At 75.6% G+C, this 13,789-nt stretch carries 12 protein-coding genes; 10 read left to right on the plus strand and 2 right to left on the minus strand.

Features of this window, described 5'->3' with window-relative positions:
• Nucleotide 1 precedes the first annotated feature (1 nt).
• Genes KO717_RS08110 through KO717_RS08140 form a run of 7 tightly spaced genes read left to right on the plus strand, consistent with a single transcriptional unit; the run spans nt 2 to nt 8,428 of the window.
• Complete coding sequence (locus tag KO717_RS08110) at nt 2-1,276, plus strand: TRAFAC clade GTPase domain-containing protein (protein WP_301365434.1); 1,275 nt, start codon at nt 2-4, stop codon at nt 1,274-1,276.
• On the plus strand, nt 1,273-3,693 hold the full coding sequence (locus tag KO717_RS08115; RefSeq protein WP_301365436.1) for a GTPase-associated protein 1-related protein: 2,421 nt from the start codon (nt 1,273-1,275) through the stop codon (nt 3,691-3,693). Before KO717_RS08110 ends, KO717_RS08115 begins: the two co-directional genes overlap by 4 nt.
• 1 nt (nt 3,694) lies before the next feature.
• The gene (locus KO717_RS08120; protein WP_301365437.1) at nt 3,695-5,344 is read left to right on the plus strand and encodes a TRAFAC clade GTPase domain-containing protein; all 1,650 of its coding nucleotides are present in this window, start codon (nt 3,695-3,697) and stop codon (nt 5,342-5,344) included.
• On the plus strand, nt 5,341-5,469 hold the full coding sequence (locus KO717_RS08125) for a hypothetical protein (RefSeq protein ID WP_266353724.1): 129 nt from the start codon (nt 5,341-5,343) through the stop codon (nt 5,467-5,469). The genes KO717_RS08120 and KO717_RS08125 overlap by 4 nt, the downstream gene beginning before the upstream one ends.
• Nucleotides 5,470-5,505: 36 nt before the next feature.
• A complete protein-coding gene (locus KO717_RS08130) occupies nt 5,506-6,168 on the plus strand; it encodes a vWA domain-containing protein (protein WP_351155411.1) in 663 nt (220 codons plus the stop codon).
• Nucleotides 6,165-7,103, plus strand: a complete 939-nt coding sequence (locus KO717_RS08135) for a PP2C family serine/threonine-protein phosphatase (RefSeq protein ID WP_367401515.1) — start codon at nt 6,165-6,167, stop codon at nt 7,101-7,103. The genes KO717_RS08130 and KO717_RS08135 overlap by 4 nt, the downstream gene beginning before the upstream one ends.
• Complete coding sequence (locus KO717_RS08140) at nt 7,100-8,428, plus strand: protein kinase domain-containing protein (RefSeq protein WP_301365440.1); 1,329 nt, start codon at nt 7,100-7,102, stop codon at nt 8,426-8,428. The genes KO717_RS08135 and KO717_RS08140 overlap by 4 nt, the downstream gene beginning before the upstream one ends.
• Before the next feature lie 9 nt (nt 8,429-8,437).
• Here KO717_RS08140 and KO717_RS08145 read toward each other — a convergent pair whose 3' ends face one another.
• On the minus strand, nt 8,438-8,764 hold the full coding sequence (locus KO717_RS08145) for a hypothetical protein (protein WP_301365442.1): 327 nt from the start codon (nt 8,762-8,764) through the stop codon (nt 8,438-8,440).
• A gap of 19 nt (nt 8,765-8,783) precedes the next feature.
• On the minus strand, nt 8,784-10,265 hold the full coding sequence (locus tag KO717_RS08150) for a hypothetical protein (protein ID WP_301365443.1): 1,482 nt from the start codon (nt 10,263-10,265) through the stop codon (nt 8,784-8,786).
• Nucleotides 10,266-10,440: 175 nt separating this feature from the next.
• Here KO717_RS08150 and KO717_RS08155 point away from each other — a divergent pair, with 175 nt between their 5' ends.
• From KO717_RS08155 to KO717_RS08165, 3 genes are read left to right on the plus strand one after another with little or no spacing between them, the layout of a single operon-like run.
• Entirely contained in the window at nt 10,441-11,475 is a 1,035-nt protein-coding gene (locus KO717_RS08155; protein WP_301365445.1) for a 3-oxoacyl-ACP synthase III family protein, read from the plus strand.
• Nucleotides 11,472-12,227, plus strand: coding sequence for a glycosyltransferase family A protein (locus KO717_RS08160; protein WP_301365447.1), 756 nt, complete (start codon nt 11,472-11,474; stop codon nt 12,225-12,227). Before KO717_RS08155 ends, KO717_RS08160 begins: the two co-directional genes overlap by 4 nt.
• Entirely contained in the window at nt 12,227-13,720 is a 1,494-nt protein-coding gene (locus KO717_RS08165) for an AMP-binding protein (protein WP_301365449.1), read from the plus strand. The genes KO717_RS08160 and KO717_RS08165 overlap by 1 nt, the downstream gene beginning before the upstream one ends.
• Nucleotides 13,721-13,789: the final 69 nt, after the last annotated feature.

Genomic DNA, 13,789 nt, shown 5'->3' on the forward strand with positions numbered 1-13,789 from the left:
CATGACCTCCGTCGTCTGCCCCTACTGCTTCGACCGGTCCCCGGCGGCCCGGCTGCCCTACCGCTGCCAGATGTCCGCCACGGGGGTGCGCGGCGCCAAGCCCTGCAGCGCCGAACTCGACACCATATGGGCCGATTTCATGGGCCCGAGCGTGCCTCCCGCACTGAAGATGCGCGGCCCGGTCTTCACCGCCCCGCGCGGCCTCGGGGTGCGCCTGATCCCGGGCGGGGGCGGATCGCGCGCGGACTGCCCCGCCTGCGGCGGGTCCACCCCGGTCCGGGTCTGCCGGCGCTGCCACAGCGACTTCCCGAGCGACTACTGCGACCAGGACACCCGGATCATCGCCCTGCTCGGCCCCAAGGCCTCCGGCAAGAGCACCTACGTCTCGGTGCTGCTGGGTGAACTGCGCGGCAGGGTGGGCCGGGCGTACGGGGCCTCGGTGACCGCGATGGGCGGCGAGACCCAGCGCCGGGACCGCGAGCTGGCGGAGGACCTCTACGACCGGCTGCGGCTGCCGGAGGCCACCCGGCCGGCGGCCCTCGGCTTCAACGACCCGCTGCTGTACCGGCTGAGCCTGCCCCTGCGGCGCCGGCTGCGCGGGGACGGCAGCCGGCACACCGCGCTGGTGTTCTTCGACGCGGCGGGCGAGGACCTCGCCAGCGCGGAGGCCATGGACCGCTACACCCACTACCTGGCCGCCGCGGACGGGATCATCCTGCTCGTGGACCCGCTGCAGATGCGGGCGGTGCGCGACCGGCTGCCGGTGGACGACGGGCCGCCGCTGCCGGTCATCGAGACCCCGCCGCAGCAGATCGCCGCCGATCTCGCGGCGCAGCTGCGGGCGCACGGGCGTGGTTCCTCACGCGGCCGGGTCACCACCCCGGTGGCGGTGGCCGTGACCAAGACGGACTCGCTGGCGCCGCTGCTGGAGCCGCATTCGCCGCTGCTGCGCAATGCCGACCACGGCACCGGCGCGCTCGACGAGGAGGACCGGCGGGCGGTGCACGAGGAGATGCGTTCGCTCCTGGACGGCTGGGACTCGGGGGCGCTGCTGCGGCAGCTGGAGCGGGACTTCGCCCAGCTGTCGCTGTTCGGGCTCTCGGCGCTCGGCTCGTCGCCGCCCGCGCACGCGCCGGCCGACGCCCCGAAATCGGGTCCGCGGCCGCTGCGCGTGGAGGATCCGCTGCTGTGGCTGCTGGGGCTGGGCGGTCTGCTGCCGCGCGCCGGTGGCGCCACCGGCGCGGGTGGCCGTACCGGCTCCGAGGGGAACTCATGAATCTCGCCCAACTGCACTACACCTCGGCGCCGCCCGGTCCCGACGGTTCCGGTTTCCGGTTCACGGCCGTCAGCCCCGGGGTGCCTGCCGCCCTGCTGCGCGAGGCGGAGCAGCTGATCGGCTACGAGCCGCCCCGGGACGCGCCGCCGCGCCCGGGGCCCGAGGAGCTGGCCGCCTTCCCGCAGGCGCTCAGCCTGAACGTGCTGGCCGACGGCAGCCGGCTGCTGGCGCGCTCGGTGTACACGGGCGCCGACTACAGCGGCCGCTGGGGCAATTTCCACGCCCATGCGGTGCACCTGCCGCAGCCCGCCGGTTCCGGTCCGGCCGTGGGCGAACTGCCGATCACCGCCTGGGGCTCGCCGCAGTGGGCCGCCGCGACCCCGGAGGCCGGCGCCCCCGTGCTGGCCGCGGTGCCCGCGCCGGGCCGCCTCGACCGGGCCGCGCTGGCCGCCTTCGTCGCGGCCCGCGCGCCGTGGCTGGCCGCCTTCTTCTCCGATGTGCGCCGGCTCGGCGAGGACCCGGACGCCCCGCAGATCGTGCTCGTGGAGGCGGACAGCGAGGCCGTCGCCCGCTGGGTCATGCTCGCGTGCAGTGTGCTGCCGCACCAGCGGGGGCAGTGGCTCACCTTCACCACGTACACCCGGCGGCCGCAGCTCGCCCGGCAGCAGATCATCGGGGTGATGCCCGAGGACGGGCCGGGCCTCGCCGGGCAGGAACACCGTTACCGGGTCTACGACGTCCCGCGCGCGGCCGCCCCCGCCGCCGGGGAGCCGGACGTGTGGGCCGACACCGCCGCGCGCGTCTGGCAGGCGCAGCGCCAGGGCCTGGTGGCCGAGGTGCGGCGGCTGGCCGCCGGGCCCTACGACGCGGGCCCGCTGGCCGCGCTCGCCCTGGCCGCGGACGTCGCGCTGCCCTCCCCCGGCCGGACCGCGGCCGCCGACTGGGCCGCCGGGCACCGGGACGCGCTGGACGGCGTACGGCTGCACGCGCTGGCCCGGGCGCTGGGCCGCCCGGCCGGGGACCGGGACCCGGCGGAGGTCGCCGCGGCCGGGCGGCTGCTCGCGGCCCTGGACGGCTGGGCCCCGCCCGCGGTGTGCGAGCCGCTGGTGGCTCTGACGCTGACCGAGGCGGTACGGACCGGCGCGCCGCCCGCGGCCCTGCCGACCGCGGGCGCCCTGGGCGCGGCCGTCCGCGGCCGGCTCGCGGCGGAGCTCGAACCGGGCCTGCGGGCGGCGCTGGGCGGCGCCCCGGCCGAACCGGCGCATCCCGCCGGGCTGTTGCGGGTGGCCTCGGTGCTCGGGGTGGACGTGAGCGACCTGCTGCCCGGCACGGCCCGGCAGCTGGCGCTCGCGCTGCTCACCGATCCGGAGCGGGCGTACGGGGCGGGCGTGCGGGCCGCGCTGGCGGAACTGCCCGGGCTGCGCGCCCTCGTACTCGACCGGCTGGACTCGCTCGCGGCGGGCGATCCGGCCGCCGGGCGGCGGCTGTTCGAGCGGACCGCGCTGCGGCCGACCGCGGCCGACGCGCGGCCGCACCTGCGGATGTGCGCCGAGGCCGCGGCGCAGGCCGCGCCCGCACCGGACCGGGTCGGCGCCCTGAACGCGCTGCTGGCCCACTCGGGCGTCTCGCTGTACGCGGAGCCGCTGGTGCTGCGGACCGCGATGCGGCTGGTGTGGGACGGGGGTCCGCCGGGGGCGGGCGAGGCCGGGCTGGTGCTGATGGCGACCGGGGCGCAGGTCCACCGGGAGGCCGGGACCTGGGAGTTGCTCGTCCAGGCGGCCGTGCGGGCCCCGGCCGGGGACACCGAGGCCGCCGAGCTGGCTCCGGAGCTCCTCGGGCAGTTCCAGGAGGAGATCCCGGCCCGGCTGCGGCCGTCGCTGCTGCTGCTGGAGCTGGCCCTGAACCTGCGGTCGGGTTCGGCGGGCGGGGGCTGGGTCCGCCAGGTGCTGGACCTGGCGTCGCTGGATCCGGAGCCGGGCCCGCGGGAGAGCGCGTACGCGGCCGTGTGCGCGCGGCTGCTGGCCGGGGACCGGCCGGACAGCGAGCTGCGGGCGCTGATCGAGAGCAACGACGCGGAGCTGCTGGCCGCCTACCGGGCGGCGGCGCGCACACCGGCGGTCCGTGACCGGCTGCGGCTGGATCCGGGCTACGCCGCGGACTGCTTCACGGTGTGGTCCTCCCAGCCGCAGGCCGGCCCGGCCTGGCAGGAGGCCCGCACGGACCTGCTCGACGGGGTGCTGCGTCCGGCCGTACGGGGCCTCGCGCCGGCGGAGCTGGCCGAGCTGGAGCGGTCGCTGGCCCGGCTGGGCGGGCGCTGGGCGGACGAGTTCCGCACCTGGCAGCGGCCGGGGGCCTTCGGCCGCCTGCGTGAACGCTTCGGAGGGCGCCGCTCCGGCGGTGCCGGGAACGGGGGCTGACGTGTCGGATCCGGAGCTGATCGCGCGGATCCTCGCCGCCCTCACCGGGGTGATCGGGGTCGCCGTGTGCCTCGGGTACGGGCTGTGGCGGTTCCTGGCGCTGGCCCTGTCCGCCGCCTGGGCCGCCTTCCGGACGCATCCGCCGGGCGGCACCGACCCGCGGATCGTCCCGTACACCGGTCCCGAACCGGCGCGGCCCGCGTACTGGGCCGGACAGATGTGGCTGGACGCCCGGTTCGCCGGACAGGCCGCGGCGCTGACCGTCTGGTTCCTGCTGACCCGGCACTGGCTGGGCGTGGTGGTGCGCCGCCGCCTGCTGCGCGGCCGGGGCGGGCAGAGCGGCGAGCTCGCGGAGAACGGCTTCGGCCGGCTGCTGCTGCGGCTGCTGGCTCCCGGTACGGCGCTGGCCGCGCTGCTGTCGGCGCTGCTCGCCTCGGCCTTGCTGGCGGGCGTCGCGGTGTTCTTCGCGGTGGAGCTCCTCCTGGTCGCTCTCGCCGCCCTGGCCGCCACCCTGGCCGGGCGCGCCGCGGAGCGGCTGTGGAAGCTGGTCCTGGGCATCCGGATGAAGTGCCCCTACCCCGGCTGCTACCGGCCGTTCCCGCTGGCCGTGCACCTCTGCCCGGGCTGCGGCGCCGCCCACCGCGAGCTGCGGCCCGGCGCCTTCGGCGCCCTGCGGCACGTCTGCCGCTGCGGCAAGGCCCTGCCGAGCACCCTCATGACCGGGCGGCGGGGGCTCGCCGCCCGGTGCCCGCACTGCGACCGGGGCCTGCCACCGGCCGTCGGCACCACCCGGGTCGTGCACGTGCCGCTGATCGGGGGTACCTCCGCCGGGAAGACGATGCTGCTGGCGGCGGTGCTCGACGGGCTGCGGTCCTGGTCGCACGAGTCCCGGCTGACCGTCGAGTACGCCTCCCCCGACGACCTCCGCGAGGCCAACGCCCTGGGGCAGCAGCTGAACCGGACCGGGTGGACCCTCAAGACCCAGGGCGGGCAGCCGCGCGCCCTGATGCTGCTGGTCGGGCACGGCCGCCGGCGCCGGCTGCTGTACCTGTACGACCCGATGGGCGAGTCCCTCCGGGACGCCGACACGACCCGCGGCCAGGGCTACCTGGCGCACGCCGACGGGGTCCTGCTGGTGACCGACGTGCTCGCCGCGCCCGTCGTGCGGCGCGCCCTGCAGGCGGGTGACACCGAACGGGCGCAGGCCGCCCGGCCGGCCGACCTCGGCCCGGTGGAGACGTACGCGGGGTTCACCGGCGAGCTGCAGGGGCTCGGCGGGCGTCGCGGGCGCCTCCCCGTGGCCACGGTGGTGACCAAGCGGGACGTACTGGACCGGCTGGACTCACTGCCGCGGCCGACGGAGCCGGTCGAGGCGTGGCTGGCCGGGATCGGGCTGGACGAGCTGGTCCGGGCCCTCGGCCACGACTTCGCGGCGGCCCGGTACTGGGTGGTCAGCGCCCGCGCCGCGACCGGGGCGGGCGCTCTGGACAGCGAAGGGCGGCGGGCGGCGGAGCCGGTGCTGTGGCTGCTGTCACGGACCGGGCTGCGCGTCGGACGGCTCGTACGGGACCGGCAGGACGGCACGCCGGCCGGTCAGGACACCCGGGACCCGAAGGTCGCTCCCGGTGCGGAAAGGAGCAACACCCCATGATGACACCGCAGATCACGCGGGGCCGGCGGATGATGGCGGCCCTGTTCGTGTCGGCGGTCGTGATGACGGCGGCCGCCGCGGTGGCGGCACTCGTGCGGTACATCCCGCAATGGACCGGAAGTTGAAGGAGACACGCGGTGAGTGACATCCCCGGCGGGCCGATGGCGAACCGGCCCGTCCATTTCATCTGGCTGATCGACTGCTCGTACTCGATGCAGGGCGAGAAGATCGGCCAGCTCAACTACGCGATCAGAGAAGCGATTCCGGAGATGCTCTCCGTCGCGCAGGACAATCCGGCGGCCCAGTTGCTGCTGCGCACGATGACGTTCTCCACGACGGCCCGCTGGCACCACAAGGACCCGGTGCCGGTCGAGCAGTTCACCTGGCAGGACGTGCAGGTGGACGGTATGACCAATCTCGGTGAGGCCCTCCAGCTCGCGGCGCGCGAACTGGACACCCCGCCGATGCCGCAGCGGGCCCTGAAGCCGGTGCTGGCGCTGGTCTCCGACGGGGTGCCGACGGACGACTGGAAGGCGGGGCTGCGGGCGGTGGACGCGACGCCCTGGGGCCGCAAGGCGGTCCGGGTGGCCATCGCGATCGGCGCGGACGCCGACCGCAACGTGCTCCAGGAGTTCCTGGGCAATCCCGAGCTCCAGCCGCTGGACGCGAACAGCCCCAAGCAGCTGGCGGCGGCGATCCGCTGGGCCTCGACGGCCGCGGTGAAGGCGGCCTCCCAGCCGGTGGCGGGTTTCGGGGACGCGACCGTGAAGCAGCCGCCGTACGCCCCGCCGGTGCTCGACGACGACGATGACGACGTGTGGTGAGCGAGCCCGTGCGGATGACCCGCGGACCGCTGCCGCTCTGGGACACGATCCAGGGCAGCGTCCAGGGCGTGAACAAGGCGCGCAACCAGGACCACCACGACGCGGAGGGGCTCGGCACCGCCGCACAGCCCCTGATCATGGCGGTGGCCGACGGCCACGGATCGGCGGTGCACGCGCGCAGTCATTTCGGGTCCCGGTTCGCCGTGGACCTGTTCGTCCAGCAGGCGCGGCTGTTCGCCGCGCTCGCCGAGCCCCGAGGGACGCGGCCGCCCAGCCTGGCCTGGCTGATGAACTACGCCCAGTACACGTTGCCCCGCCAACTGGTCAGCGCCTGGCAGGAGAAGGCGCTCGGGCACTGGGAGCGCAGCAGCGCTCCGGGCGAGCCCGGTCCGTCCCCCGCGGACAAGCTGGTGCTGTACGGGAGCACGCTCGTCGGCGCCGTGCTGACCCCCCGGGTCTTCGCGGCCTGGCAGCTCGGCGACGGCGAGCTGACCGTGGTGACCGACGACGGGCAGGTGACCGTACCGCTCGCACCGGACGAGGCCGATCTGGGCGACGAGACGGAGTCGCTGTGCTCCCCGCAGGCCTGGCTGCGGGTCCGTACGCACTGGGCGCCGGTGACCGCCCCCGCGCGGGCGCCGCGGCTGGTGTCGCTCTCCACCGACGGGCTGTCCAAGAGCTTCGCCTCGGACACCGGCTTCCGGCAGTTCATGGCCGGACTCGACGACCGGCTGTCGGCGGAGGGCCCGGAGTGCGTCCGGGCGGTCCTGCCGGAGTGGCTGGCCAAGGCCTCCCGGCATTCCGGGGACGACACCACCCTCGTGGCGGCCTGGCACGCCGCCACGGCCCTGACCGGAACCGGCGGGGTGCCGCCCGACAGCGCCGGCACCGCCGACCCGGCCGACATGACAGACCCGTACAGGAGTGACGAATGAGCGGCATGCTCGACAGCGGTACCCGGCTGACGGCCGACAGCGGCCTGGGCGTGGAGGTCTTCGACCTGCTCGGCGCCGGCGGCCAGGGGGAGGTCTACCGGGTGCGCACCCCGGCCGGCGACCAGGCCCTCAAGTGGTACTACCCGGCCTGCGCGACACCGGAGCAGGAGGACATCGTCCGCCAGCTGGTGGACCGCGGCTTCGACGACGACCGCTTCCTGTGGCCCCGGGACTTCGTGGGCGACGGGCGCGGCGGCTTCGGCTACCTGATGGACATCCGCCCGGACCGGTTCAAAGGCCTGCCGCTGCTCTTCCGCCGCAAGCTGCGCACCACGATCCGCGCCCTGCTCACCGCCTGCCTGTACACGGTCGAGGCGTACCAGGCGCTGCACTCGCGCGGGATCGCCTACCGGGACATCTCCTGGGGGAACCTGCTCTTCGACCCGGCCACCGGCGAGGTGCTGGTCTGCGACAACGACAACGCGGTGGTCGAGGGCGACAGCACGGGCATCTCGGGGACCATGGCGTTCATGGCGCCCGAGCTGGTGCGCGGAGAGCCCGGGGTCTCGCCCGGCACCCAGAGCGATCTTCACTCCCTGTCCGTGCTGCTGTTCATGCTGCTGATGAATCATCATCCGCTCATGGGCAAGCGGGAGTTGGCCATCCGCTGCTTCGACGAGGCCGCCGAGCGCAAGCTGTACGGGAAGGACCCGCTGTTCCTGTTCGACCCGCAGGACCGCTCCAACGCCCCCGACCCGGTGGAGCACGCCACGGTGCTGGCGACCTGGGCGGTGGTGCCCGATTCTCTGCGCGCCCTGTTCACCAGGAACTTCACGCTGGGCCTTCTCGACCCGGCGGCCCGGGTGCGGGAGTCGCAGTGGCGCGACGCGCTCCGGGCGGTCCTCGACGCGGTCGTGGACTGCGCCCACTGCGGGAAGCAGAACATGACCGAACCCCGCTCCGCCACCCCGGGCACCTGCTGGAGCTGCGGGAACGCGCTGGTGCTGCCGCCCCGGCTGGTGCTGACCACGCCCCCGCCGCGCACCGAGCACCACATCCTGCTGCACCGTTCCTCGCGGGTGCAGGAGCATCACCTCGCGCCGGAACCGGCCCGGCACGACTACGGCGACGCCACGCTGGTGGCGCAGCTGACCGAGCATCCGCAGCGGCCGGGGAAGTTCGGGCTGGCCAACCGTTCGGGGTCGGCGTGGACGGGGACCCGCGCGGACGGCAGCACGCAGGAGATCGCCCCGGGGCAGACCGTGCCGCTGCGTTCGGGGCTGGAGCTGGACTTCGGCGGCGCGCGGGCCGTCGTACGGAGGTGAGCCGGCCCGTCAGACCAGCAGGCGGCTGATCTCCTGGGCGAGGGCGAGCCCGGTGCTGCCCGCGCCCAGTCCGAGGGTGATGGTTTCCAGCGACCGCCGGATCAGGCCCGGTTCGGCGGCGCGCCCCTCCTGTCCGGCCCGGTCCAGCTCGCCGCGCAGGGCCTGGGCCGCGTCGAGCCGCTCCTGCGCCGCCCCCTGCTCCCGGAGCCACCGGGCGAGTTCGGTGGCGAGGCGCAGGGTCTGCGCGGCGGTGTCCTGCTGCCCGATGTTGATGGTGCCGTTGTCCCCGATGTTGTTGGGGCCGGAGATGTTCCCGTGGAAATGGTAGGTGCTCACGCGTGCTCCTCGTGGTCGCTCAGGGCTGCCCGGGCGGCTTCCCCGAAGTCTGGGCCTGACCGCCCTGGTTGACGGTGCCGTGGGCGCCGATGTTGCTGGAGTGGATGTCGCCCTGGAAGGTGTAGGTGTGGGTGTTGATCACCTGCTGCGCCTGGTCGTAGGAGCTGGTGTCGACGTGGTGGTCCTTCAGGAACCGTTCGGTCGCTATCAGCACGCCCTGCTGGAGGCGCTGGAGGAAGTCCTGGGAGTCCGTCCGCTCGGAGAAGCCCAGCTGATCCCAGTCGGCGACGCGCTCGCGGAGGCTGTCCACGGCTCCGTAGTCGTAGCGCAGGTGCCGCTTGCCGATCTCGCGGCGCAGCTTCTCCAGCGACCGGGCCCGCTCGCCCCGGGCGGCAGCCCGCCGGACCAGCCGTCCGGGGGCGCCGAGCAGCGCCGGCCCGGTGGCGGCGGTGGCCGTGCGGAAGAGGTCCCACCAGCGTTCGAAGCCGTCCAGGGGCAGCTCGTGCACCCGGTAGAAGCGCGACTGGAGCGGAGGGATGCCGTACGCCGCCACCTCCCAGGTGAGACTGGGGTGCTGGAGCCGGGCCCGCAGGTGCATGGAGACGATGACGCGGCCGCCCTCGCCGGTCCGCTCCAGGCTGAGATAGGTGCGCATGCCGGCACCGGGCTGCACCACCCCGGCCTGCACCAGTTGCCTGGGTATCTGGGCGCGCGGGCGGCGCAGCCGGTCGGGGAGCAGGTCGGGCCCGACGTAGGAGACGTGATCGCCCATCACGTAGAGCCGGTTGCGGGCCCGCAGGCCCTTCAGCCCGGCGATGTGCTCCATCTCGCGGGCGACGAAGCTGTGCAGGTCGACGGCGTCGAAGGGCTTGATGACCAGCTTGCCGCCGCCCGCCGGATCGTCGGCGGGCCGGCTGACGTCGATGGGCTGCCAGACCATTTCCTTGATCTTCGAGCCGCTGCCGACGAACGGGTTGGTGCGCGCGGCCCCCGCCCTGTACGGGACCACGTTGGCCCGCTTCTGCTCCAGCAGCCGGCCCTCCACCTCCGCCCCGACCTCCGGGGCGAGGTCCTTGGGCCGCCCGGCGCCGTGCTCGACGCCGAGCGCCGCCGTACGGGCCCCGTTCTCGGCCCGGCGTACCAGGGCCCAGGCGGTCGCGTACGCGAGGACGAGCGCGGCGGCGGCTCCGAGGGCGAGGACGGGCAGGTCCGCGACCAGCCCGTACAGCGCGGCCGGTACCGCCGCCCACACGCCGGCCGCACAGAGCCCGGCGAGGCGCCGGTCGAGCCGGTCGAGCCGCCGTACGGAGGCCCGCGCGTGGCGGGCCAGGGCCACCAGGTCGATGCCGAGCGAGAGCCCGGTGGCGCTCAGCCGGTCCTCGGTGAGTTCCACGTCCACCTCGCGGGCGAAGCCCTCGTCGAGGTGTGCTCCCGCGCACAGCAGCCGGGTCACCGCGTCGTCCCGGTACTGCGCCAGCACCGGTAATCGGCGTGCCGCCATCGCGTCCTCCCCCGTGGCCGTGTCGTGCCACCCTATGCAAACGGCCTCTGGCTGTCCCGTGGTTGGGCGGGGTGCGCCTGGGGGTGCGCGTACTCAGGCGGCCTGTGCGGCCGGTGGCGCCGAACTGAGCATCCGTACTCAGGTTCCGGCGCGGCCGGCTTGTCATCGTGTGTGCATGTTCATTCAGCCATGTGATCCACTGCCGCGCGCCGGGATACGCGTCGGGATAACCGCCGTCGGCAGCCTGCTGCCCGACGAGGTGCTGTCCTCCGACGCCCTGCAGCGGGAGGTGGCGCTCCGCAGTGGGCTGACGCTGCCGCCGAGGCTCCTGACCCAGGCCACCGGGATCGTCTCCCGCCGCGTCGCGGGCGAGGGCGTGTACGCCTCCACCCTCGCGGTGGGCGCCGCCCGCCGGGCCCTGGACGCCGCCGGACTCGATCCGCTCGACGTCGACCTGCTGCTGTTCGCCTCCGCCTCCCGCGACCTCGTCGAGCCGGCCACCGCGCACATCGTGCAGGCGGAACTGGGCTCCCGGGCCCACGCCCTGGACGTCACCAACGCCTGCAACAGCTTCGTCAACGGCATCGACCTCGCCCGGTCCATGATCCTCGCCGGGCGGGCGCGGCGGGCCCTGGTGGTCACCGGTGAGACGCCGAGCCGGGCGGTGCGCAGGGACCCGGCCGATCTCACGGAACTGCGGGACGGCTTCGCCGGGTACACCTTCGGCGACGCGGGCGCGGCGGTGGTCGTGGAGGCCGTGGAGCGCGGCGGGATCATCGACGTGGACACCGAGACCCATTCGGAGCACTGGGAGGTCGGGGGCATCCCGGGCGGCGGGTCGCGGCACCCGCGCGGGGACGCGTACACGTACTTCCGCGGCGACGGGCACGAACTGCGGGGCGTCTTCGAGAAGGTGGGCACCGCCGTCGTCGACCGGACGCTGCACCGCACGGGGATGGAGTGGGGCGGCTTCGCCAAGGTGCTGGTGCACCAGGTGACGGTGCCGTACCTGGAACGGTTCGCGGAACTGACCGGGGTGCCCGCCGGGAAGCTGGTGGTGACGGTGCCCGAGCTCGGCAATGTCGCGAGCGCGAGCATCGGGCTCCAGCTGGACCGGGTGTTCGGCGAACTCGCCCCAGGGGAAAGGGTGCTGTTCGTGGGGCTCGGCGGCGGCATCAGCATCATGACGATGGTCTGGGAGAAGTCGTGACGGCCGCGGACGCGCCGATGTGGGTGGTCGTGCCCGCGCACGAGGAGGAGGCCCGGCTGGCCGCCACCCTGCGGGCACTCGCCGCGCAGCGGGACCGGGACTTCACCCTGCTGGTCGTCGACAACGCCTCGACGGACGGTACGGGCGCCGTCGCCCGGGCGTTCGCGGCCGGCGCGCCCTTCCCGGTGGAGGTGATCGAGGAGCCGGAGAAGGGGGTCGGCTCCGCGGTGGACACCGGCTTCCGGTACGCGATCGGCCGCGGGGCGGCCCTGCTCGCCCGTACGGACGCCGACTGCCTGCCCCGGCCCGGCTGGACCGGCGCCGCCCGTGCCGCGCTGGTCCGCAGCCCCGGGCTGGTGTGCGGGCGGATCGTGGCCCGCCGTGACGAGCACGGCCCGCTGGGCCGGGCCGGGTTCGGCGCTCTGGTGGCCCTCGCCGCGCTCTTCGGCCGGCTGCGGCCCGAGCACGCCCGGCGGCGCGGCTACCGGGCGCCGTACCGCATGCACGCCGGGAACAACATGGCCATCACCGCCGAGCTGTACCTGGGCGTCGGCGGGATGCCCCGGCGCCCCTCGCCGACCGACCGGCTCTTCCTGAACGCCGTACGCCGCCACACCGACCGGATCACGCACTGCCGGGAGATGGTCGTGGAGAACTCGACGCGGCGCCTGCGGGCCTACGGGCTCGCCGGCACCGCCCGCTGGTACCTCGACCAGGGCAGCGGCACCCACGGAACGGACGACCCGCGCTGATGCTGGACCACCTCGACCACGCACTGCGCAGCCGCCCGGAGCGGCCCGCCGTGCTCACCGCCACCCGCACCGGCGCGCCCCGGGTACGGGCCACCCGCGGCGAACTCGCCGAGCTGGCCGACGCCTTCGCCGCGGCCCTGCACGCGCGCGGGCTGCGCGCCGGGGACACCGTCGGCGTGGCCGTACGCCCGGGGCCGCGCGCCCTCGCCGTCCTGCTCGCACTGTGGCGGCTCGGGCTGCGCGGGGCCGTCCTGGACCCGGGCGCCGGGCCCGACGTGCTGCGCGCCCGCCTCGCGCTGGCCCGGCCCTCGCTGGTGCTGGCCGACGCGGCCGCGCAGGCGGTGGCGGGCTGGGCGCGGCCGCTGGCCCGCCGGGCCCGGCTCGCGCTGCCGGACCTGGCCGCGCTGGGGCCGGTGGCCACGGTCGGGCCCCGGCTGCCGGGCTGCGCGCCCGCGCTGGACCTGGGCGCGCCCCGCCGGGGTGTGCCCGCGCCCGGGGACGCTCTGGACGGGAACGCCGACGCGGTGATCGTGTTCACCTCGGGGACCACCTCCCTGCCGCGGGCCGTCGTCCACACCCGGGCGAGCCTGGCCGCCGGCATGACCACGGTCTCCGCCCTCTTCGACGCGCGCGGGGACCGGCCGGTGCTCGGCGGCACCTTCTTCGTCCTCGTCCCCTCGCTGGCGCGCGGCGCCGCCGTCGCCCTTCCGGCGGGCAACTCCCGGGTGCTGGCCCGGCAGTTGCACCGGCTGCGGCCCGAGGACACCTATCTGACCCCGCCCCGGCTGCGGGACGCGCTGGGCGCGGGCGCCCGCTTCCACGGCCGGGTGTGGACGGGCTCGGCCCCGGCGGGCGCCGGGCTGCTGGAACGCGTCCGCGCGGCGGGCGCGGCCGAGGCCTGGGGGGTGTACGCGCTGACCGAGCTGTTCCCGGCCGCCGCGGTCGAGTCGCGGGAGAAGTCCGCGTTCGAGGAGGCCGGTGAGCCGGGGGATCTGGTCGGGGCGCCGCTGCCGGGCGTGCTCGCCAAGCCGGACGGGAACGGGCAGCTGCTGCTGTCCGGCCCGGCGGCCCGCCACCGCTACCTCGGGGAGGAGCCCGACGCGTGGGTGCGTACGGGCGACCGGGCACGGCTGGACGGCGCGGGCCGCATCGTGCTCGAAGGCAGGAGCAAGGACATGGTGCTGCGCCGGGCCGAGAACATCTACCCGGGGCTGTACGAGCCCGCCCTGCACGTGCCGGGGGTGGAGCTGGCCGTGCTCGTCGGGATCCCGGCCGGTGACGGCGACGAACGGCTCGTCGCCGTCGTGCAGCCACGGCGCGGCGCGGACGAACGGGCCCTGCGCGAGGCCCTGTCGGAGCCGGTCCGGCGGATGGGCACGGCCCGTCCCGACGCCCTGCTGCTCGCGCAGATCCCGCTGTCGGGGCGCTCGCGCAAACCGGACCGGGCGGCGACGGCCGCGCTGGCGGCGCGCCGCCTGGGCCCGGCGCGATGACGGCCCGCGCCACCGGTCCGCAGCCGCGGTACCGGCACGGTCCGGGTACGGGTCCGCGTCCGGGTCCGG

Origin of the sequence: Streptomyces xanthophaeus (assembly GCF_030440515.1) — a bacterium.
Lineage (GTDB): Bacteria > Actinomycetota > Actinomycetes > Streptomycetales > Streptomycetaceae > Streptomyces > Streptomyces kutzneri.